Source organism: Janibacter massiliensis (assembly GCF_900289115.1).
Classification (GTDB): Bacteria; Actinomycetota; Actinomycetes; order Actinomycetales; family Dermatophilaceae; genus Janibacter_A; species Janibacter_A massiliensis.
The window spans coordinates 432,391-453,168 of sequence record NZ_LT985196.1 but is presented as its reverse complement, the minus strand read 5'-3'; the positions used below and the strand labels follow the sequence as shown (position 1 = coordinate 453,168).

Annotated in this window: 19 protein-coding genes, 2 tRNA genes and 1 other RNA gene; 14 read left to right on the top strand and 8 right to left on the bottom strand. The window is 73.1% G+C overall.

All coding sequences use genetic code 11. The annotated features are described in order from the left end of the window. Nucleotides 1-8 precede the first annotated feature (8 nt). The gene (locus tag DAA34_RS02265; protein ID WP_106817434.1) at nt 9-500 is read left to right on the top strand and encodes a nucleoside deaminase; all 492 of its coding nucleotides are present in this window, start codon (nt 9-11) and stop codon (nt 498-500) included. Nucleotides 501-510: 10 nt separating this feature from the next. After that, nucleotides 511-600 (top strand) — tRNA-Ser (locus DAA34_RS02260). Between the two features lie 95 nt (nt 601-695). Here the strand turns inward: DAA34_RS02260 and DAA34_RS02255 are convergent. Further along, nucleotides 696-1,307, bottom strand: coding sequence for a LytR C-terminal domain-containing protein (locus DAA34_RS02255; protein WP_158707560.1), 612 nt, complete (start codon nt 1,305-1,307; stop codon nt 696-698). Nucleotides 1,308-1,311: 4 nt separating this feature from the next. Continuing rightward, nucleotides 1,312-1,608 carry a type II toxin-antitoxin system VapB family antitoxin gene (locus DAA34_RS02250; RefSeq protein ID WP_106817432.1) on the bottom strand — a complete coding sequence of 99 codons (297 nt, stop codon included), beginning with the start codon at nt 1,606-1,608 and terminating at the stop codon, nt 1,312-1,314. Between the two features lie 114 nt (nt 1,609-1,722). Here DAA34_RS02250 and DAA34_RS02245 point away from each other — a divergent pair, with 114 nt between their 5' ends. From DAA34_RS02245 to DAA34_RS02225, 4 genes are all read left to right on the top strand, one after another. Next, nucleotides 1,723-3,291 (top strand): helicase HerA-like domain-containing protein, encoded by a 1,569-nt coding sequence (locus tag DAA34_RS02245; RefSeq protein ID WP_106817431.1) that lies wholly within the window; start codon nt 1,723-1,725, stop codon nt 3,289-3,291. 541 nt (nt 3,292-3,832) lie between these two features. Beyond that, nucleotides 3,833-4,165, top strand: coding sequence for a hypothetical protein (locus DAA34_RS02235; RefSeq protein ID WP_199847400.1), 333 nt, complete (start codon nt 3,833-3,835; stop codon nt 4,163-4,165). Between the two features lie 67 nt (nt 4,166-4,232). Continuing rightward, the gene (locus DAA34_RS02230) at nt 4,233-4,892 is read left to right on the top strand and encodes an ABC transporter ATP-binding protein (protein ID WP_106817430.1); all 660 of its coding nucleotides are present in this window, start codon (nt 4,233-4,235) and stop codon (nt 4,890-4,892) included. Continuing rightward, a complete protein-coding gene (locus tag DAA34_RS02225) occupies nt 4,889-7,162 on the top strand; it encodes a hypothetical protein (RefSeq protein ID WP_106817429.1) in 2,274 nt (757 codons plus the stop codon). The genes DAA34_RS02230 and DAA34_RS02225 overlap by 4 nt, the downstream gene beginning before the upstream one ends. 3 nt (nt 7,163-7,165) lie before the next feature. Here the strand turns inward: DAA34_RS02225 and DAA34_RS02220 are convergent, their stop codons facing one another. The 4 genes from DAA34_RS02220 to DAA34_RS02205 form a co-directional block, all read right to left on the bottom strand. Further along, entirely contained in the window at nt 7,166-8,401 is a 1,236-nt protein-coding gene (locus tag DAA34_RS02220; RefSeq protein WP_106817428.1) for an acetyl-CoA hydrolase/transferase family protein, read from the bottom strand. A 45-nt stretch (nt 8,402-8,446) separates the two neighbouring features. Next, nucleotides 8,447-9,352, bottom strand: a complete 906-nt coding sequence (locus tag DAA34_RS12585) for a MerR family transcriptional regulator (protein WP_158707559.1) — start codon at nt 9,350-9,352, stop codon at nt 8,447-8,449. A gap of 165 nt (nt 9,353-9,517) precedes the next feature. After that, entirely contained in the window at nt 9,518-10,456 is a 939-nt protein-coding gene (locus DAA34_RS02210; protein ID WP_106817426.1) for an AEC family transporter, read from the bottom strand. Between the two features lie 66 nt (nt 10,457-10,522). Next, nucleotides 10,523-12,406 (bottom strand): propionyl-CoA synthetase, encoded by a 1,884-nt coding sequence (locus tag DAA34_RS02205; RefSeq protein ID WP_106817425.1) that lies wholly within the window; start codon nt 12,404-12,406, stop codon nt 10,523-10,525. Between the two features lie 137 nt (nt 12,407-12,543). Between DAA34_RS02205 and DAA34_RS02200 the strand changes: the two genes are divergently transcribed. After that, nucleotides 12,544-12,630, top strand: a tRNA-Ser gene (locus tag DAA34_RS02200). Nucleotides 12,631-12,698: 68 nt separating this feature from the next. Here DAA34_RS02200 and DAA34_RS02195 read toward each other — a convergent pair. Further along, nucleotides 12,699-13,169, bottom strand: a complete 471-nt coding sequence (locus DAA34_RS02195) for a DUF3817 domain-containing protein (protein ID WP_106817424.1) — start codon at nt 13,167-13,169, stop codon at nt 12,699-12,701. A gap of 24 nt (nt 13,170-13,193) precedes the next feature. Here DAA34_RS02195 and ffs point away from each other — a divergent pair. Then, nucleotides 13,194-13,290, top strand: an RNA gene (gene ffs / locus DAA34_RS02190) — signal recognition particle sRNA small type. A 309-nt stretch (nt 13,291-13,599) separates the two neighbouring features. Here the strand turns inward: ffs and DAA34_RS02185 are convergent. Continuing rightward, on the bottom strand, nt 13,600-14,172 hold the full coding sequence (locus DAA34_RS02185) for a DsbA family oxidoreductase (RefSeq protein WP_158707558.1): 573 nt from the start codon (nt 14,170-14,172) through the stop codon (nt 13,600-13,602). Between the two features lie 67 nt (nt 14,173-14,239). Here DAA34_RS02185 and DAA34_RS02180 point away from each other — a divergent pair, with 67 nt between their 5' ends. The 6 genes from DAA34_RS02180 to DAA34_RS02155 all read left to right on the top strand — a co-directional run bounded on the left by DAA34_RS02180 (nt 14,240) and on the right by DAA34_RS02155 (nt 20,689). Continuing rightward, nucleotides 14,240-14,818 carry an NADPH-dependent FMN reductase gene (locus DAA34_RS02180; protein WP_106819698.1) on the top strand — a complete coding sequence of 193 codons (579 nt, stop codon included), beginning with the start codon at nt 14,240-14,242 and terminating at the stop codon, nt 14,816-14,818. A 62-nt stretch (nt 14,819-14,880) separates the two neighbouring features. After that, entirely contained in the window at nt 14,881-17,052 is a 2,172-nt protein-coding gene (locus DAA34_RS02175; RefSeq protein WP_106817423.1) for a DNA polymerase III subunit gamma and tau, read from the top strand. 10 nt (nt 17,053-17,062) lie between these two features. Further along, nucleotides 17,063-17,665, top strand: a complete 603-nt coding sequence (gene recR / locus DAA34_RS02170; RefSeq protein WP_106817422.1) for a recombination mediator RecR — start codon at nt 17,063-17,065, stop codon at nt 17,663-17,665. Continuing rightward, nucleotides 17,655-18,233, top strand: coding sequence for a DUF5063 domain-containing protein (locus DAA34_RS02165; RefSeq protein WP_106817421.1), 579 nt, complete (start codon nt 17,655-17,657; stop codon nt 18,231-18,233). The genes recR and DAA34_RS02165 overlap by 11 nt, the downstream gene beginning before the upstream one ends. Before the next feature lie 101 nt (nt 18,234-18,334). Further along, nucleotides 18,335-19,633 carry an aspartate kinase gene (locus DAA34_RS02160; protein ID WP_106817420.1) on the top strand — a complete coding sequence of 433 codons (1,299 nt, stop codon included), beginning with the start codon at nt 18,335-18,337 and terminating at the stop codon, nt 19,631-19,633. A 6-nt stretch (nt 19,634-19,639) separates the two neighbouring features. Next, on the top strand, nt 19,640-20,689 hold the full coding sequence (locus DAA34_RS02155) for an aspartate-semialdehyde dehydrogenase (protein ID WP_106817419.1): 1,050 nt from the start codon (nt 19,640-19,642) through the stop codon (nt 20,687-20,689). The last annotated feature ends 89 nt before the right edge of the window (nt 20,690-20,778 follow it).

Genomic DNA, 20,778 nt, shown 5'->3' with positions numbered 1-20,778 from the left:
CTGGACGCATGATCCGGGACGGCGACGAGGAGCTGGTCCGTCTGGCGCTCGCCGAGGCTGCGGGGGCGGGCCCGGCCGGCGACGTGCCCGTCGGCGCGGTCGTCGTCGATGCCGGGGGGACGGTCCTCGGGTGCGGCTTCAACGTCCGGGAACGGGACGCCGATCCGACGGGCCACGCCGAGGTCGTCGCGCTGCGGGCGGCCGCTGCCGCGCGCGGCGAGTGGCGCCTGGATGGCTGCACCCTGGCCGTCACCCTCGAGCCGTGCCCGATGTGCGCCGGCGCTGCGGTGGCCGCGCGCGTCGGGCGGATCGTCTTCGGCGCCTGGGACGAGAAGGCCGGTGCGTGCGGGTCGGTGTGGGACATCCCCCGCGACCGGCGGGTCACGCACCGGCCGGAGGTCGTCGGGGGTGTCCTCGAGCACGAGTGCGCCGCCCCGCTGCTGTCGTTCTTCGCCACCCGGCGCGACGCCGGGTTCGGGGCGGACGCGCCGGGGCTGTAGTATCCCCCGCGGTGGCGTGTCCGAGCGGCCTAAGGAGAACGCCTCGAAAGCGTTTGTGGGTTTACGCCCACCGAGGGTTCAAATCCCTCCGCCACCGCCAGCGCCCTGCTCCAGGGCACGACGAAGCCCCCGGACCCACGTCGGTCCGGGGGCTTCGTGGTCCGTGTCCCCGGCGCCCACGCCCGCCGAGCGGCGTCAGTTGCAGGTCTGCGCCGGTGGCGGGGTCTTCAGCCCGCGGAACGACTGTCCGATGAGGAGGTCGACCGAGGCGTCCGAGCGCGCGCCGGGGTCCCGCTCCACGCCGACGACGTGCCGGGAGAGGGTGTACGCCCCGCGCTGGCCCGCCTGCCCGTAGCGCAGGAGCGCCTTCCCCCCGTACTTGCGCCCGGTCGGCTCGTTCACGGCGCGCAGCACGACGAACCCTCGGGCCCGCAGCTGGTCGGCGGTCTTCGCTGCCGCACCTTCGCGGGTGCTCGCGTTGTAGACGTTGACGCTGATCTTCGACGGCTCCAGCCCCGGCGTGCACCCGCCCGAGCTCACCTCGCGGCCGTCGTCGCGGACGTACGAGTACGCGTACCAGAAGACGAAGAAGGCCCCGAGGACGACGACGAGGAACGTCGTGAGGACCCGGCGCCGGCGCTCGCGGGCCGAGCGGCCAGCGGTGATCACCCCGTCCTCGCGCGCCGCGCGGGCGGTCGCACCCCGCGACGCCGTGGGCTGCGGGCGGGTGAGCGCGTCGTCGGCCGCCTCGGCCCCGTGCTCGTCCGGCTCCTCGAACGTGTCGTCGTGCTCCCGCCGGTCGCTCACGGCGTCACTCGACGACGAGGACGCGGGCGTGTACCGCCGGCCGGCCGTGCAGCGCGGCCCGCAGCGCACGGTGCAGGCCGTCCTCGAGGAACGACCGGCCCCGCCACACGACGACGTGGGGGAAGAGGTCGCCGTAGAACGTCGAGTCCTCGGCGAGGAGGTTGTGCAGGTCGAGCGTCGACTTCGTCGTGATGAGCTCGTCGAGCCGAACCATGCGCGGCGGGATGGTCGACCAGTCGCGCGCCGTCCGCAGACCGTGGTCCGGGTACGGGCGCGAGTCACCCACCGCCTTGAAGATCACGCTGTCCACCATAGGCGGGCCCGCCTGTGAGGCACCTGCGCCCGGGCGGTCGAGGACGTCACCTCTTGGCAACGTCTCCGTCGCGGGGCGGTCACGGCGGTTAGGGTCGCGAGCGTGAGCGAGCCGAAGAGCACCCCTGACCTCCTCGAGACGATCCGCGCGGGTTACACCTTCGAGGGCACCGCGCTCGACCTCGGTGCGGCCGTCGTCGACGGCCAGCCCCACGCCGACACGCCCGTGCGGGTCCCGCTGTCCGTCCTCAACCGGCACGGGCTCGTCGCCGGCGCCACCGGGACGGGCAAGACGAAGACCCTCCAGCTCATGGCCGAGCAGCTGAGCGCCCAGGGCGTGCCGGTCTTCCTCGCGGACGTCAAGGGCGACCTGTCCGGCTTGGCGGTGCCGGGCGAGCCGAACGACCGGATCACCGACCGCGCGGGGAAGGTGGGCCAGCAGTGGACGCCGACGGGCAACCCGGTCGAGCTGCTCACCCTCGGCGGCAAGGGCACGGGCACCCCCGTGCGGGCGACGGTCACGTCCTTCGGCCCGACGCTGCTGAGCAAGGTCCTCGGGCTCAACGACACGCAGGAGTCGAGCCTGGGGCTGGTCTTCCACTTCGCCGACGAGAAGGGCCTCGCCCTTCTCGACCTCAAGGACCTCCGCTCCCTCCTGACCCATCTCACCTCGCCCGAGGGCAAGGCTGACCTGGCCGGGCTCGGCGGTCTGAGCAAGGCGACGGCCGGAGTCATCCTGCGCCAGCTCGTCGCGTTCGAGGACCAGGGGGCGGACGTCTTCTTCGGCGAGCCCGAGTTCGACACGGCCGACCTGCTGCGCACGGACGCCGACGGCCGCGGGATCATCACGTGCCTCGAGCTCCCCGGCGTCCAGGACCGTCCTGCGCTGTTCTCGACGTTCCTCATGTGGCTGCTCGCCGACCTCTTCCACGACCTGCCCGAGGTCGGGGACCCCGACAAGCCGAAGCTCGTCTTCTTCCTCGACGAGGCGCACCTGCTCTTCGAGGACGCCAGCAAGGCGTTCGAGAACGCCATCGAGCAGACGGTCCGGCTCATCCGCTCCAAGGGCGTCGGCGTCTTCTTCGTCACCCAGTCGCCGAAGGACGTGCCCGCGGACGTGCTGGCCCAGCTCGGCAACCGGGTCCAGCACGCGCTGCGCGCCTTCACCCCCGACGACGCGAAGGCGATCAAGCAGACGGTGAAGACCTACCCGAACACCGAGTACGACCTCGAGAAGCTGCTCACCGAGCTCGGCACCGGCGAGGCGGTCGTCACCGTCCTGTCCGAGCGCGGCACCCCGACCCCCGTCGCGTGGACGATGCTCCGTGCGCCGCAGTCCCGGATGGCCCCCGCCGACCAGGGCACCCTCGACCAGCTCGTCGCGGGTTCGACGCTCGCGGGACGCTACGCGGAGGCGGTCGACCGGGAGTCCGCCTACGAGATCCTCGCCCAGCGGCTCAAGGACGCCGACGCGCCGGAGGTGCCCGCAGGCACGACGCCCGCGCCGCAGCCGGCTCCCGCCCCGCAGCGGGCGCCCGAGCCGGACAAGGGGATCGTCGAGCAGGTCGTCGAGTCGAGCGCGTTCCGCTCGGCGATGCGCTCGGCGGGCACCGTCATCGGCCGGGAGATCACCCGCAGCCTCTTCGGGACCGCCCAGCGCCGCCGCCGCTGAGGCTGCCCACGGCGGGTCGGGTGCGGCAGGCGTGCTCCTGTCCGGACAACCTGTCGACTCCACCGGCTCGCCGGATTCACGTGTGCGGCGCGCGCGTGTGCGCTAGTATTTTTTGGGGGGGGGGGGGGGGGGGGGGGGGGGGCCCGGGGCGGGGGGGGGGGGGGGGGGGGGAGGCGGGGGGGGTCGGCCCCGCCCAGGCCGGGTTCGGGGGGGACGGCCAGGGGCGGGGGGGGCCCGACCATGGGGCGCCCCCGGCCGGGGGGGGTCGGGCCCGCCGAGTCGTCGATGACCGTGTCGTAGAAGNAGGGGGGGGGGGGGGGGGGGGGGGGGGGGGGGGGGGGGGGGGGGGGGGGGGGGGGGGGGGGGGGGGGGGGGGGGGGGGGGGGGGGGGGGGGGGGGGGGGGGGGGGGGGGGGGGGGGGGGGGGGGGGGGGGGGGGGGGGGGGGGGGGGGGGGGGGGGGGGGGGGGGGGGGGGGGGGGGGGAGGGGGGGGAGGGGAGAGGAAGGGGGGCAGAGGGCCTCCCACGTAGAGGGAGACACTCATGAGGAAGTCCGTCTGGGCGGGGCTGATTGCGGCCGCCTCCATCATCGCCGTTCCCGCAGCAGCTGACGCAGGAACGCTGTACCTGTACGCCGACTCGAACTACCGCGGGCTGATCGGCACCCGCAGCACGACGGGGTTCTGGAACGTCACGTCGGTGAACAACGACTCGCTGAGCTCCGTGCGCAACCGGAGCAGCTGGGGCGCGGCGTTCTGGCACGACAGCAACCGACAGGGCAAGTGCTGGTACGAGCAGCCGTGGGAGAACGACGCCCAGTTCAACTGGTTGGACAACGACGAGATGTCGTCGTTCGCGCTCGGGCGCGGATGCTGACCGGAACCCACGTCGATGTCGCCGGGCCGAGTCTCGGCCCGGCGACAGCTCGAGACAAGGGGCGCCGGTGATCGAGGCAAGGGACCTGCGCAAGGCCTTCGTCACGCCGGCCGAGACGGTGACTGTGCTGGCCGGGGCCGACCTCACCGTCGCTGCGGGGGAGTGCGTCGGCCTCACCGGCGCGAGCGGATCGGGGAAGTCGACCTTGCTCAACATCCTCGCAGGTTTGGAACCGGCGGATTCCGGGACAGTCCGCATGGCCGGGCGCGAGGTCGTCGGCGCGGAGCCCGACGAGCTGGCCGAGCTGCGGCTGCAGGACGTTGGCGTGGTCTTCCAGGACCACAACCTCGTGCCCGACTTCACGGTCGGCGAGAACCTCGAGGTCGTCCTTCGGGCGCGGGGGATGGACGGCGAGTCAGCCCGTAGGCACGCCGCGCACGCCCTCGGGTCGGTCGGCATCGCCGAGCTGATCGACCGTCGTCCGTCGGAGATCTCTGGCGGCCAGGCGCAGCGGGTCGGGATCGCCCGGGCTCTCGCCGGTGGCAAGCGGATCGTCTTGGCCGACGAACCCACCGGCGCCTTGGACGAGGCCACCAGCCGGTCGATCTTCGAGCTGCTCCGAGAGGTCGCCGAGGCCGGAGCCGCCGTCGTGGTCTGCACCCACGACCTGCTGGTCGGGGAGTACGCGCACCGGCAGGTGGCACTCCGAGACGGCGTCCTCGCATGAACGCCACCGCCGCGCGACAGCTCGTCCCCCTGATCGGTCGCGCGCGGACGTTCCGCGCCGCCCTCGTTCCGTTGCTCGTAGCCGCACTCCTGGGGTGGACGGGCTACTTCATCCTCGCCGCGCGTCACCTCTCGCCCGAGCAGTCAGCAGTTGCGGCTTACGGCTCGTCGAACGGGTCGACCGAGGCCACGGCGCCCATCCCTGGAGAACGTTTCTCGCCGCTGCGGGCGTCGGTCGGCGCGGCACGGATCGATGCCGACGCCCTGTCCTCCGACGTCCAGTGGGCCGGCGACGGCGGGGCGTGGTTTGCGATGTACGTCGAGCAGCCCTACCCCAACCCGAGCACGGAGGGTCGGCTCGTTCTCGATGGCGGTCGATGGCCCCGCCGACCCGGCGAGGTCGTCGCGTCACCGGGTCTGGGCCTGTCGCGCGGCACCGTGGTCCGAGCGGCACGCGGGCGGTGGAATCTGACGGTGGTCGGGACGCTGCGTGATGTGTGGCAACCCGACGCTCGCTCCCTCTATGGCGCACCCGGCACGTGGAACCGGTGGGAGATCAGCCGCGATCAAGCGCGTGTCACCGGCGCGAGCCCCGCCCGCACCGTGTACTGGTCTGCAAGCGAGCCGATGCAGGCAGCCCCCGAGGTGGAACGCGCGGCCGGCGCGGCGCCGTTCTCCTCGAAGGTGCGCGAGGAGTACGTCGACAGCCTGTCCGGGTTCCGCGCCAAGCCCTGGCTCGAGCGGGGACTTCCGGCCCTGCTCGCCACGACGGTCGGGTCGCTCGCGGCTGGCGCCCTTCTCGGGCGTTTCACCCGGCGGACGACGACCCCGCTGACCCGTCTGGGGTACCCGGCCGCAGCGCTGCGGCATGCGGGGGCGGTCGCCACGGCGGGCGGGGTCTGCGTGACCCTGGGGATCGCGTGGGGCGGGGCGCAGGTGCTCTCGCTCCTCTGGCGGCTCGTGTCCCGCTCGCTCTCCCCCGCTCCGATCGGTCCGTGGCAGGCGTGGGGATCCCCCCTGACCCTCGGTGTCGTCACGGCGTTCGGCCTCGCCGTCCCCATGGCCGTGAGGATGCCTCGCCCGCGACGCGCCCGGAGACGTCCCGCGCGGCCGAGAACCCTCATCGCCGGGGCCGCGCTGCTGGGACTCGTTGCCTGGAGCGCCACCGGGCTTGGCCCGTCCTTCACGGCGGTCCTCATCGTGGTCCTGTGCGCCAGCGCCAGCGCCGCGCTCTTGGTGGCCGCCGTCCTGGTCGTCGTCCCCGGCGACGGGGACGTCGGTCCTGGCCTCTTGGCCCGGCGCCTCGTTCGCGGTCAGGTGGGAGGCCTGGCCTCCTTGGTCGTCTCGCTGGCGACGCTCACGGCGGTCGTCGCGTCCGTGTTCAGCGTTGCTGCCGCTCTCACGGCCCACCTCAACGAGCGCATGAGCACGGGCATGCCACCAGGGATGGCCCTGTTCCGAGCGATCCCGCCCGAGACGGCACCCCGGGCTGATCTTCACGCCGAGTTCCGGAAGGACGTGGGTCTCCAGCAGCGACCCGTCCGGACATGGCTGGTCTCGGACGAGCGGCGCGGCGCCTCCGTGCTGGTCGTGACCACGCCGGACGATGTCGGTCGGATCTTCGGGCCACTGGGGCCGACGCAGGAGAGCGCGCTACGGCATCGCGGCCGGGTTCTCCTGACGACGACCGAACGGGCCGGCGCCATCTCGGTCCCGGAGGACCTGGGATGGATCGCCGAGGTGCGCGTCTCCGCGCGCCGGCCCCGCGCTGCGGAGTCGGTCTATCTCTACACGGGGCTCACTCCGGGCCAGGATCGTGCGGCGGCGGGGTGGGCCGAGCGCGTGGGCGTGAACCCGGTCGTCGTCATGGCAACGGGGAGGGGAGGACCGTTGCCGGTCTCCGTGGACGTCCAGCTCTCCGCGGCCGGGTTCGGCCTTCTCGTCGCACTCCTGGCCGGTCTTGGGATGCGTGGCGTGGTGCGATCGCTTCGACCCCTGATGGCCGCGATGAACGCGGCGGGCCTGGGGCGGACGTGGCTTCGCTCGGTCGCGGTACGGGTGGGTGCGATCATCGGGGCGGCGGCCACGGCCGGGGGAGTGCTCGGAACAGGGCTGTCAGTGCTCCTGGTGCGGCAGATCCTGCCGTCGATGAGCGTGGTGGGCTTCCCCTGGCTGGCGCTCACGGCAGTCCTCGTGGGGTCCTTCGTCGGCTCCGTGGTGGGCGCACGGGTCGCGGCGGGCGGCCTTGCGCCGCGGGAGCGCCGGGCCTGACCGTCAGGCCTTGCCCATCGCGTGGGCTTCCTCCCACAGCTCCTCGCGCACGTCCGGGTGGGCGGCCTGCTCGATGAGGTTGCGGGCCTGGGCCTTCTCGTCGTGCCCCCACATCCACGCGACGCCCTGCTCGGTGACGACGGCGCTGTGCTGGAACGACGTGACCGGCTCGGAGATGAGCGGGACGATCGTGCTCACGTCCGCGCGCGGGTGCCACGAGCGCAGCGCCATGAACGCCTGACCGCCTGGGGAGTGGATGGCGCCGACGGTGAAGTCCGTCTGCCCGCCGAAGCCGGAGTAGATCCGGTTGCGGATGCGCGAGGCGTTCGCCTGGTCGAAGAGGTCGACCTGCAGGGCGGTGTTGATCGAGGTCATCGCCGGTTGCTTCGCGATCCTCGACGGGGCGTTCGTCACCTCGGTGCGCGTCATCCGGATGCGCGGGTTGTCGTCGACCCAGTCGTAGAGCTCCTGGCTGCCGAAGATGAAGCTCGTCGTGATCGGCACGCCACGGTCGAGGGCGCCGGCGCGCTCGAGGGCGAGGACGCCGTCGCTGAACATCTCGGTCCAGATGCGGAGGTTGCGGCGGTCGCCGACCCGGGCGATGGTCGCGTCCGGCACCTCGCCGATGCCGGCCTGCAGGGTCGCGCCGTCACCGACCTCGGCGGCCACCCGCGATCCGATCTCGACGGCATCGTCCCCGGGGGCCGGCGCGACGTGCGTCGCGAGGGGAGCGTCCACCTCGACGCCGAGGTCGATGTCCTCGACGGAGACCTCCGCGTCGCCGAACGTCCACGGCATCCGCGGGTTGAGCTGCGCGACGACGAGCGCACCGGCCGCCCGCGCCGCCTCGATCGCGCCGGGGAGGATGTTCACCTCGAGGCCGAGCGAGACCTTCCCGTTCCGCGGCTCCGTCGTGTGGACGACGACGACGTCCGGGCGCAGCGGACCGGCGAACAGCCGCGGCACGAGGGAGAGACGGGCAGGGACGTAGGACAGGCTGGGGTTCTTCCGGAACCCGGGGCCGACGAAGGCCGTCTCGGGAACGACGCCGTCGTGCAGCGGCAGCCCCGGCTGCGGGTTGAGCGCGTGGAGGCGGCACGACTCCAGCTGCCCGACGAGCGCCTGGAGCGTCTCGATCGGCGAGGCGAAGTTGCCGCTGGTGACGATGCGGGGCTGGGGGCTCGCTGCGGTGGCCTGCTGCACGAGGGACGCGAGCTCGGCCAGGGGGACGATGCGCATGACCCAACTCTGCCACCGCCGGGGTGGCGCGCGGAGGGGCCGTGCTCAGTCGGCGCCGTCGAGGACGGCCTGGAGGCGGTGGACCGCTGGGAGGAGCTCGTGCCCCAGACGGATGCACGGCTCGGGGGCGTCATCCTGCTGCTGGCCACCGACGGCGATCCGGACACCCGGGGCGTGCGCCCGCACAGTCGTCGCGACGGCGTTGAGCCCGCGCAGGTCCTCCTCCCGCGCGATCGACAGGACGATGGCGTCCGGCACGAGGCGGCTCGCAGCGATCGCCCAGTCCCCGCTCGGCAGGTCGGCGCCGAGGTACGTCGTGCTCATGCCGGCCCGCCGGGCGAGGACCGCGAACGCCATGAGGCCGATCTCGTGGGTCTGCCCGGGCGGCAGGCCGATGACCAAGCGGCGGCCCCCGGACTGCGCGTTGCGGCCGGCGATGTCGTAGGCGGTGGCCAGGCGCCGGGCGATCGCGCGGGTGACGAGGTGCTCCCCGGCGATGGTGACCAGCCCGTCGGACCACGCCGTGCCGAGGGCGCGGACCGCCGGCATGAGCCAGCTGTCGGCGACGTCCTCGAAGCGGGTGGGGTCGAGGTGGATGTCGAGCTCGCGATCGGCGGCGACGGGATCGAGGGCGGCAGCAGCGGCGACGAGGCCACGGAAGCGGAGGTCGACCTCGGCGATCTCACGGGTGGCCGTGACCTCCGGCGGCGCGACCGGGAAGTGGCGGCCGTCCTCGCGGCGGCGGATGATCTCGGCGCTCGCGTTCTTGGGGGACCAGCCCTGCTGGACCAGGCCGTGCACGAGCGAGATGGTGCGGATTGCATCGTCGTCGTAGAGCCGGTACCCGCCCTCGGAGCGCATCGGCTTGACGATTCCGTACCGGCGCTCCCAGACGCGGAGGGTCCCCTCGGTCAGCCCGGTCATCTCGGACGCGCGCTTAATCGTGTACACGGAACACCACCTCGCCACGGGTACGCACGGGACACCCGGGGGTGGGGCCGTGCTCTCGACCCGACATTTGTCAAACCTTGGACACAATCGAAGGATAGCGGCCGCCTCCCCGTCGGGGTAGACGACACCCGAAAGGGTGATTATGGCGGACCGTCCGCCGCGCGGTCAGTCCAAGACCGATGCGGTGAGCAGGATCACCGGGGCAGCGGCGAGCGTCGTCAGCAGGATGGTGTCGCGCGCCACGGTCTCCCCCCGCCGGTAGCGGGTGGCGTGGGCGAAGACGTTCTGCGCCGTGGGAAGCGCCGAGGTGACGGTCACGGCGAGCACGACCGCGGGGGCGAGGCCGAGCGCGAACCGGGCGATGAGGAACGCCGCGAGCGGCTGGACGAGCGCCTTCAGCACGGACGTGAGGACGACCTCCGGGTCGCCCACCGTGAGCCGCGGTCCCAGGCGCAGGGACACGCCGTAGGCGAGGAGCATCGTCGGGACCGCCGCCGCGCCGACGAGCCCGGCCGGCGCCGCGACGACCGCCGGCAGCTGGGTCCCCGTGAGCGACAGCAGCGCCCCGGCGAGCGCCGCGACGGTGATCGGGTTGCGCACCGGCCGAAGCGCTGCCGTCCGGAGCAGGTCGCGCGTCGACCGCGCCCGGCCGGAGGTGCGGGCAGCGTCGACGTCGAGGAGGGCGAGCGCGAACGGCTGCAGGATCAGCACCTGGAGCAGCAGGGTCGGGACGACGAGGCTCGCGTCGCCGAGGACGTACGTCGCGACGGGCAGACCGAGGTAGCCCGCGTTGACGTACCCCGCGGCCAGCGCCCCGACGACCGTCTCGCCGAGCCCGTGGCGCGCCACGCCGAGCGCCCAGACGACGTAGGGCACGACGACGACGGCGACCGCGAGCGCCGTCGCCAGCAACCCGCGGGTCAGTGCCGGGCCGATCGGGGTCCGGGCCATGAGCGTCAGCAGGAGCGCCGGGGTCGCCAGCAGGAAGGAGACCGAGACGAGCGCTCGCTGGGCCGTGAGGTCGAGCACCCCGCGGTCGGCCAGGACCCAGCCGCAGCCGATGACGGCCGCGATCGTGAGGAACCCCTGGAGCGCGCCGACCACCGGCCCATCATCGGGCGCGGTGGTCGGCGGACGTAGGGCGGGGCGGGTCGACGCGCCCCGTGACGATCAGGGGCGGAGGATGCCGCGCAGCTCGTCGAGGACCGAGGAGTCCTCGATCGTTCCGGGCACCACGGCGTCCTTGCCGTCGGCGATCTCGCGCATCGTCTTGCGGAGGATCTTCCCCGAGCGGGTCTTCGGCAGGGCCTGGACGACGTCGACCTGCTTCAGGCTCGCCACGGCGCCGACCTCGTCGCGCACGCGGGTGAAGAGCTCGGCGCGGATCCGCTCCTCCTCACCCTCGGCGACCCCCGCCTTGAGCACGACGAACGCGCGCGGCTGCTGGCCCTTGAAGTCGTCGTGCACGCCGATGACCGCGCACTCGGCGACGTCGGGGTGCCCGGCGATCGCGGCCTCCATCGAACCCGTCGACAGGCGGTGCCCGGCGACGTTGAGGACGTCGTCGGTACGCCCCATGACGAAGACGTACCCGTCCTCGTCCACCATGCCGCCGTCGCCCGTGAGGTAGTACCCCTCGAACGCCGACAGGTAGCCGTCGACGTACCGCTGGTCGTCGCGCCACAGGGTGGGGAGCGTCCCGGGCGGCATGGGCAGACCGATGACGATCGCGCCCTCCTGGCCCGGCGCGCACGGCTGCCCGGTCTCGTCGAGGACCTTGACGTCGTAGCCCGGGACGGCGACCGACGGGGAGCCGGGCTTGATCGGCATCGGGTCGAGACCGCGCAGGTTCGACGCGATCGGCCACCCCGTCTCCGTCTGCCACCAGTTGTCGACGACGGGCACCCCGAGGATCCGGCTGGCCCACTCGTAGGTGTCGGGGTCGAGCCGCTCGCCGGCGAGGAAGAGGGTCCGCAGGCTGGAGACGTCGTGCTCCTTCAGCAGCGCGGCGTCGGCGTCCTCCTTCTTGATCGCGCGGAAGGCGGTCGGGGCGGTGAAGAGGGCGACGACGTCGTAGTCGTCGACGACCCGCCAGAAGGCGCCCGCGTCCGGGGTGCCGACCGGCTTGCCCTCGTACACGACGGTCGTCGCGCCCGTGAACAGGGGCGCGTAGACGATGTACGAGTGGCCGACGACCCACCCCACGTCGGAGGCGGTGAACATCGTCTCGCCCGGTCGGACGTCGTAGACGTGCTCCATCGACCACCGGAGGGCGACCGCGTAGCCGCCGTTGTCTCGGACGATGCCCTTCGGGCGGCCCGTGGTCCCCGACGTGTAGAGGATGTACAGCGGGTCGGTCGCGGCGACCTCGACACAGTCGGCGGGCTCGGCGGCGGCGACGAGCTCCTCCCAGTCGTGGTCCCGCTCGCCGAGCTCGGCCCGCGCCTGCTCGCGCTGGAGGACGACGACGGCCTCGGGGGTATGGCTCGAGCGCTCGATCGCGGCGTCGAGGAACGGCTTGTACTCGACGACCCGCTTGGGCTCGATGCCGCACGAGGCGGACAGGACGACCTTCGGCTCGGCGTCCTCGAGGCGGGCGGCGAGCTCGGCCGGGGCGAAGCCGCCGAAGACGACGGAGTGGATCGCGCCGATCCGGGCGCACGCGAGCATGGCGACGAGCGCCTCGGGAACCATGGGCATGTAGACGACGACGCGGTCGCCCTTCTCGACGCCCAGCCCGCGCAGCGCTCCGGCGAGCCGGGAGACCTGCTTGAGCAGCTCGGCGTAGGTGACGGTGCGCCGCGTGCCGGTCACCGGCGAGTCGTAGCGGATCGCGGCCTGGTCGCCGCGGCCGTCCCGCACGTGCCGGTCGACGGCGTTGAAGCACGTGTTGAGCGTGCCGCCCGGGAACCACCGGTAGAACGGGGCGTTCGAGTCGTCGAGGACGGTCGTCGGCGGGGTGATCCAGTCGATGGCCTTGGCGGCCTCGCCCCAGAACGCGGACGGGTCGGAGATGGACTGCTCGTGGGCCTTCGCATAAGCGCCGTTGCTCATGCGGTGATTGTCCCGCGCGCCAAGGACGGTCGCCACCCGCGGACGGACGAGCGGCGCGTTGCCGCGACGAGCGGCCTCGGGCGCAGCGCTCGAGCGGTTTTCGAGCCGGTGGGCGGGTTCGGGTATCCTCCTCCGTTGGAGGATTCGCATAGTGGCCTAGTGCGCACGATTGGAAATCGTGTTGGGGATGAAACCCCTCATGGGTTCAAATCCCATATCCTCCGCGGTCACGACGGCCCCGGTCCACGCGCGGACCGGGGCCGTCGTCGTGCCTGTCGGGCTCGGCCCGGGGTCAGCGCCCGGGCGGGACGGGCGGGCCGACGACGAGCGCGATCGCGGTCAGGGCTGCGACGGCGACGACGAGGGCGACGAGGGCCAGGGCCGGGTTGCGAACGAGCCAGGCGAGCACCCGCTCGGGGAGGGTGGTGGGCTGCTCGCCGCCGGCGCGCAGGCGCCACGGGCCTTCGATGTCGTCCGACCGCTCGGCGTGGCGCTCGAACCAGACCGTCATGAACGGGGGGATCGCCGAGAAGAGGCCGAGGGCCAGTCGCCCGATCGGCCAGCGCCGGTCGACCGCGACGGCGATCGTCACGAGCACGTAGGAGATGAAGACGATCCCGTGGAGCATCCCGAAGACGCGGACCCCGAGCTCGGTCGTGCGGGTGACGTACTTGAGCACCATGCCGACGATGAGGAGGAACCACGTGACCGCCTCGGCGGTGGCGACGGTTCGGAAGGCGGTGCGCGGGGAGGGGAGCGTCATGCCGTCATTGTCGTAGACTGCCGGGCAGACCCCTCGTGCGGTGGTACCTCACCCAACTCCCCCAGGGCAGGAATGCAGCAAGGGTAAGTGAGCTCTTCCAGGTGCACGGGGGGTCCTCGCGTCCTCCCGCTCCGCCCCGGCCCCCTCGGCATTTGCGCGCGCAAGTGACATCTGCGCGCGAAATTTCACGCGCAGATGCACCAGATGCCGCGCGTCTGTCGTCGGACGCCGTCGGCGTGACTGCGTCGTCCGAACCGCTCGGGTCAGCAACGTCGGGGCGAAGGCACCTCGACCGCAGAGATCGTCGAGATCGGGTTCGACCTTCCGAGACCACCCACGCCGTGCGTCGACCAGATCTGCGCGCCATCGGTGACATCCGCGCGCGATCTATGACGCGCGGATGTCACTTGCGCGCGCAATTGCGGGACGGTCAGGGGGTGCAGGCGCAAGCGGCGCAGTTGCCTCCGCAGCCGGCGGACTCGCGCGGCGTCGGGGCCACGTCGGCCTGCTCGGCCGCCGTCGCCAGGCCGACGAGCAGCGCCTCCACCGGTTGCGGCCCCGAGAGGGCGAACTTGCGGTCGAAGACGAACGTCGGCACCTTCTCGACCCCGATCATCCGGGCGGTCGCCTCGTCCGCCCGGACCTCGTACCCGAGGTCGTCGGAGGCCAGCACCGCCTCGACCACCGCCCGGTCCAGGCCGGCGCCCTCGGCCAGGGAGGTGAGCACCTCGTGGTCGCCCAGCGCCGCGCCGTCGTCGTGGTGGGCCCGAACCAGCGTCGCCCGCACCCGGGCCTCGAGCTCCGGGCCACCCTCGCGCCGCGCGAGCGCGATCACCCGCTGGGCGTCGAAGCTCCGCCGATCGACCGGGGCCTGCCGGTCCACCTCGAACGCGTGCTCGACCACCTCGACGGTCGCACCGAACCGAGCCAGCGCGGCGCCGAGCACCTCCGGCACCTGCGTGCAGTCGGGGCTCGCGGGGTCAGTCCACAGGTCGATGCGCACCCGTCCACGGTACGGACGAGCCGTCCGACCGGGGAATGGGGCCCGTCCGCGACGGGTTGGCGCCGCCATGAGGATCGGAATCGTCATCGGAAGCACCCGCCCCGGCCGCGTCGGTGCCGGCGTCGGCCAGTGGGTCCACGCGGTCGCCACGAGCCTGGGCCCCGCGGAGCACGACGGCGAGGCCGTCGAGTACGAGCTCGTCGACCTTGAGACGTTCGACCTGGACCTGCTGAACGAGCCGACCAAACCCAGCGTCGCAGGCCGGGAGTACGAGAACGCCAAGACCCGGGTCTGGAGCGAGAAGATCGACTCGATCGACGGCTTCGTGTTCGTCACCCCCGAGTACAACCACGGCGTACCGGCCGCGATGAAGAACGCCCTCGACGTCCTCTACCCGGAGTGGAACCACAAGGGCCTCTCCCTCGTCGGCTACGGCGCAGACGGCGGCGTGCGGGCGATCGAGCACTGGCGGACGATCGCCGCGAACGTCCACCTCCACCCGACGCGTGAGCAGGTCTCGCTGTCCATCTTCACCGAGTTCGGCGACGACGGCTTCACCCCCGGCGAGCGGCGCAGCGGGGAGCTCGTCGCGCTCCTGAACTCCCTCGTCCGCCTCACCGCGGCCACCCGCGCGCTGCGCTCCTGAGCGCACCCCGTCCGGAGCGCGACCCGCACCGCTGTCAGGTCGCGCGGCTAGGGTCATGACCCGTGAGCACCGCCCTGTACCGCCGCTACCGGCCCGAGCGCTTCGCCGACGTCATCGGCCAGGAGCACGTCACGGACCCCTTGCGGCAGGCGCTGCGCTCCGGGCGGGTCAACCACGCGTACCTCTTCTCAGGGCCGCGCGGCTGCGGGAAGACGACGAGCGCCCGCATCCTCGCCCGGTGCCTCAACTGCGAGCAGGGTCCGACGGACGAGCCGTGCGGGGAGTGCGACAGCTGCGTGGCGCTCGCGCGCGGCGGTGCGGGGACGGTCGACGTCATCGAGATCGACGCGGCGAGCCACGGCGGGGTCGACGACGCGCGTGACCTGCGGGAGAAGGCGTCCTTCGGCCCGGCCCAGAGCCGCTACAAGGTGTACATCATCGACGAGGCCCACATGGTCACGCCGCAGGGCTTCAACGCGCTGCTGAAGATCGTCGAGGAACCACCGGATCACGTGAAGTTCGTCTTCGCGACGACCGAGCCCGAGAAGGTCATCGGGACGATCCGCAGCCGCACGCACCACTACCCCTTCCGCCTCGTCCCGCCCGCCCGGCTCACGGAGTACCTCGAGCAGCTGTGCGTCTCCGAGGGCGTGAAGGCCGAGCCGGGGGTCATGTCGTTCGTCGTCCGCGCGGGCGGGGGGTCGGTCCGTGACTCCCTGTCCGTGCTCGACCAGCTCATCGCCGGCAGCACGGACGAGGGCCTGACCTACGCGGGTGCGGCGGCGCTGCTCGGGTTCACCGACGGGGAGCTGCTCGACGCCACGATCGACGCGTTCGCGGCGGGGGACGCCGGCGGGGTGTTCCGGCAGATCGACCGGGTCATCGAGACCGGCCTCGACCCGCGGCGGTTCGTCGAGGACCTCCTCGAGCGGCTGCGGGACCTCATCGTCGTGCAGGCCGCCCCCGACCACGCGTCCGCGATCCTGCGTGGCCGCCCGGAGGACCAGGTCGAACGGCTGCGGGTCCAGGCCTCGGCGTTCGGCGCGGCGTCGCCCTCCCGGGCGGCGGACGTCGTCAACGCCGGGCTGACCGAGATGACGGGGGCGACGTCACCGCGGCTCCAGCTCGAGCTCATCGCCGCGCGGGTGCTGCTGCCCGGCGCGTCCGGCGAGGAGGGGTACGGGTCCCGGCTCGACCGCATCGAGCGACGGCTGGAGGTCGGAGGCGCAACCCCGCAGCCGGCACCGGTGCCGGCGCAGGTGCCGCCCCACCAGCCCGACCGGACTCCCGACCAGGTCCCCGACCCGCCACGGACGGACCCCCGGCGTCCCGCGCCGCAGGCCGTCCGCGATCCCGAGCCCGTTCGCGACGGGTGGGACGAGGAGCCCGCGGAGTCCCCCGCCGCGGGCGTCTCGGGGGCGGTCGAGGCCGCGCACGAGGGCACGCCCGGGCCGGTGCAGGAGCACCCCCGGGTCCCGGAACCGGGGACGCCCGCAGCGCCGGGCGGTGTCGACGTGGCGGCCATCCGCCGCGCGTGGCCGCAGGTCCTCGAGCGGGTCGCACGAGCCCGTCGCGTCACATGGGCGCTCGTGTCCGACCACGCGCAGGTCGTCGCCTACGACGGCGACGTCGTGACCCTCGGCTTCACCGCGGCGCCGCTGGCCCAGACCTTCCGCGGGGGCAACCACCGCGACATCGTCCAGCAGGCGCTCCTCGGCGAGATCGGCGTCGGCGCACGGGTCGAGGGGGTGCCGCACGACGGATCGGTCCCCCGCCCGTCGCCCGCCCCACCGCAGGCCCCGGCCGCGCCCTCCGCCGCGCCCGGTCCCTCCGCCACGTCCGGTCCCTCCGCCACGCCCGGACCCTCCGCACCGGGCGGAGAGTCCGCAGGTCCCCGCGACGCCGCGGGCCGTAGCGACCTCGCCGGGCGGGCCAGCGGGTCGACCTCGCCCGAGCCCGCCGCGACCTGGGGTGACGCCCCCGGCTCCGGCGCCCCCGCGTGGGCCTGGGGCGACGCCCCGCCGGCGCGACCCGACCGGCCTGCTGCGTCCGGCCCCACGACCGCTACCGGCCCGCCACCCGCTGCTGCACCGGTTCCGCCCGACGACGAGCCGGACGAGCCGAGCCCCGACGACGAGGACGTCGAGGACGACAGCGCGCGCCACGGCCAGGCACTCGTCGAGCGGATGCTCGGTGCGACGGTGATCCCCGAGACGTCGGGCCCCGGCGCGTAGGCTCGGCGCAATGTACGAAGGAGCGGTCCAGGACCTCATCGACGAGCTCGGCCGGCTGCCGGGCATCGGTCCGAAGAGCGCCCAGCGCATCGCGTTCCACCTCCTGCAGGCCGACGCCGCGGACGTCCAGCGCCTCTCCACCGTCCTCGTCCAGGTGAAGGAGCGCGTCACCTTCTGCGAGATCTGCGGGAACGTCGCGCAGGACAGCACCTGCCGGATGTGCGCCGACCCGCGCCGCGACGACGCGGCGATCTGCGTCGTCGAGGAGCCGAAGGACGTCGTCGCCATCGAGCGGACCCGGGAGTTCCGCGGGCGGTACCACGTGCTCGGCGGCGCGATCAATCCCATGGAGGGCGTCGGGCCCGACGAGCTGCGCATCCGCGAGCTCATGCGCCGCCTCGCCTCGGGCGTCGTCACCGAGGTCATCATCGCGACCAACCCCAACCTCGAGGGCGAGGCGACCGCCGCCTACCTCTCCCGTGCCCTGAAGGACATGGGGTTGCGGATCAGCCGGCTCGCCTCGGGCCTGCCCGTCGGCGGTGACCTCGACTACGCCGACGAGGTGACGCTCGGCCGGGCGTTCGAAGGAAGGACGGTGCTCAGTGGCAGCTGACGACCCCACCCACGAGGCCGACGAGCTGCGCCTCCTCGCCGACGACTGCGCCCGCGAGGCGCGGCTCTTCCTCGAGACCGCCCGCGGTCTGGCGACCGGACAGGCTCCCGACGCGGCCCTCCCGCTGGCCCTCCTCGCGCTCTCCCAGGTCCTGACGATGGGCGCGCGGCTCGGTGCCATGCAGGACGTCGTCCCGACGCTCCGGTTCGAGCCCGACCCCGGGGCGGAGCCGAGCACCGAGGCCCTCCGCCGGGGGATCGCCAACCTCTTCGCGGGCCTCGACGACTACGTGGACCTCGTCGACCCGGTGACCTCCCGCGAGCTGACCGAGGGGTCGGTCTCGGACGACATCGCCCACGTCGCCGCGGCCCTGGCCCACGGCCTGGTCCACCACGACGCCGGGCGGCCCACCGAGGCACTGTGGTGGTGGCAGTTCTCCTACCTCTCCGACTGGGGCGAGCGGGCGGCTAGCGGGCTGCGGGTCGTCCTCGGGCTGCTGTCCCACGTCCGCCTCGACGCCGACGACGAGACGGTCGCCGACGCGGAGTTCGACGCTCTCCACCCCTGACCGGCCGGATGCCCACGCCGTCGTCGGGCACCCTCGCTACGCTGGGCGGGCCCGAGGTCGCACGCCGCGACCGCCGCCACGACCACAGGGAGAGAGCCCCGGTGAGCCTCGTCGTCCAGAAGTACGGCGGGTCCTCCCTCGCCGACGCCGACAGCATCAAGCGCGTCGCCCGGAGGATCGTCGAGACGAAGAAGGCGGGTCACGACGTCTGCGTCGTCGTCTCCGCGATGGGGGACACCACCGACGAGCTGCTCGACCTCGCCGAGCAGGTCAGCCCCATCCCGCCGCCGCGCGAGATGGACATGCTCCTCACGGCGGGCGAACGCATCTCGATGGCCCTCGTCGCGATGGCGATCGCCAACCTCGGGACGACGGTCCGCTCGTTCACCGGCAGCCAGGCGGGTGTCATCACGGACACCTCGCACGGCAAGGCCAAGATCATCGACGTCACCCCCGGCCGCATCACGAGCGCGCTCGACGAGGGGCACGTCGTCATCGTCGCCGGCTTCCAGGGGGTGAGCCAGACGACGAAGGAGATCACCACGCTCGGTCGTGGCGGCTCCGACACCACGGCCGTCGCCCTCGCCGCCGCGCTCGAGGCCGACGTGTGCGAGATCTACACCGACGTCGACGGCATCTTCACGGCGGACCCGCGAATCGTGCCGACCGCCCGCAAGATCGACCGCATCTCCCACGAGGAGATGCTCGAGATGGCCGCGAGCGGCGCGAAGATCCTCCACCTGCGGTGCGTCGAGTACGCCCGCCGCTACGACATGCCGATCCACGTCCGATCCTCCTTCTCGCACAAGGAGGGCACGTGGGTCGTGCCGACCACCGACCACCCCGCCGGGGCCGCCGGCGACAGCGAAGGAGAGCCCGTGGAAGAGCCGATCATCGCCGGGGTCGCGCACGACCGGAGCGAGGCCAAGATCACCGTCGTCGGCGTGCCGGACAACCCCGGCCGCGCGGCGCAGATCTTCAAGGTCGTCGCCGACGCCGAGATCAACATCGACATGATCGTGCAGAACGTGTCGGCGACCGAGACGGGTCTGACGGACATCTCGTTCACCCTGCCGAAGACCGACGGCCAGACCGCGGTGCGCGAGCTCAGCGCCGTGCAGCAGGAGATCGGCTTCGGCTCGGTCCAGTACGACGACCAGATCGGCAAGCTCAGCCTCGTCGGTGCCGGCATGCGGACCAACCCGGGCGTCTCCGCGACGTTCTTCCGCGCCCTGGCCGACGCCGGGGTCAACATCGACATGATCTCCACCTCCGAGATCCGGATCTCCGTCGTCACCCGGGACGAGCAGCTCGACGAGGCCGTGCAGGCCGTCCACACGGCGTTCGGTCTCGACTCCTCCGAGGGCGAGGCTGTCGTCTACGGCGGAACCGGGCGCTGATCCCTCGTGCCGCCCAGGGGGGACCGGCCGACGCTCGCACTGGTCGGGGCCAAGGGCCGCTTCGCGCGGGCCATCCTGCAGATCCTCGCCATGCGCGAGGACCGGTGGGGTGAGATCCGCCTGCTCTGCGACGGGATGACGACGGGGACGCACACCGTCCGCGGGCGGGAGCAGCGGATCGAGACCCTGACGCCCGAGTCGCTGCGCGGGGTCGACATCGCGCTGTTCAACCTCTCCGCCGAGGCGACGACGCGCTGGGCGCAGATCGCCGTCGACGCCGGGGCGATCGTCGTGGACGCCAGCGGCGGGCACCGGCTCGAGGACGGCGTCCCGCTCGTCCTGCCCGAGGTCAATCCCGAGCGGGTCCACGACCACCCGCGCGGGATCGTCTCGATCCCCGGCCCGGTCGCACTCACCGCGATCGACACGGCGTGGGTGCTGCACCAGGGTTGGCGGCTGCGCGAGCTCGTCGTCACGGGGCTGATCGCGTCCGTCTCGCCGGGATCGGTCGGTATGGAGCGACTACGGGCCGAGCTGGACGCCGTCGCCGGACGACGGGACATCGGCCTGCAGGCCGGGGACGTCCGGCGCGCGCTGTCCGACCTGCCCGACGACTCGCCCTTCCCCGCCCCGCTCGCGCTCAACGTCGTCCCGGTGGTCGGCACGACGCGCGAGGACGGGTGGACGACGCTCGAGCGGAAGTTCGCCGACGAGCTGAGAAAGGTCCTCGACCTGCCGGACCTCGCCGTCATGGCGACGTTCGTGCAGGTGCCCGTCGTGACGAACCATTCGCTGTCGGTCCACGCGACCTTCCAGCGGCGGGTCGTCGTCGAACGGGCCCGGCAGGCCCTCGTCGAGGCCCCGGAGATCGTGGCCCTCGACGCCGACGGCGAGTACCCGACGCCGATCGACTCCGTCGGGGTCGACCCGCGGTTCGTCGGGCGCGTGCGGCAGGACCCCCAGCACCCGCACACGCTCGATCTGTTCATCTGCGCGGACTCCCTCCGGCGCGGCGCCGGCGCCCTCGTGCGCACCGCCGAGCTGCTCGTCGCCTGACCCGCTCCGGTCACCCCCGCTCGTCCGAGGGTCCGGGGGCCGTGCCGCGCCTCGCGCCCACCCCATCGACTCGTGGTCACCGGATCCGA

Excerpts from the sequence above, each read along its gene's own strand:
- DAA34_RS02265 (WP_106817434.1), top strand. The coding sequence starts at position 9 with ATGATCCGGGACGGCGACGAGGAGCTGGTCCGTCTGGCGCTCGCCGAG.
- DAA34_RS02235 (WP_199847400.1), top strand. The coding sequence starts at position 3,833 with ATGAGGAAGTCCGTCTGGGCGGGGCTGATTGCGGCCGCCTCCATCATC.
- DAA34_RS02225 (WP_106817429.1), top strand. The coding sequence starts at position 4,889 with ATGAACGCCACCGCCGCGCGACAGCTCGTCCCCCTGATCGGTCGCGCG.
- DAA34_RS02220 (WP_106817428.1), bottom strand. The coding sequence starts at position 8,401 with ATGCGCATCGTCCCCCTGGCCGAGCTCGCGTCCCTCGTGCAGCAGGCC.
- DAA34_RS02205 (WP_106817425.1), bottom strand. The coding sequence starts at position 12,406 with ATGAGCAACGGCGCTTATGCGAAGGCCCACGAGCAGTCCATCTCCGAC.
- DAA34_RS02195 (WP_106817424.1), bottom strand. The coding sequence starts at position 13,169 with ATGACGCTCCCCTCCCCGCGCACCGCCTTCCGAACCGTCGCCACCGCC.
- DAA34_RS02180 (WP_106819698.1), top strand. The coding sequence starts at position 14,240 with ATGAGGATCGGAATCGTCATCGGAAGCACCCGCCCCGGCCGCGTCGGT.
- recR (WP_106817422.1), top strand. The coding sequence starts at position 17,063 with ATGTACGAAGGAGCGGTCCAGGACCTCATCGACGAGCTCGGCCGGCTG.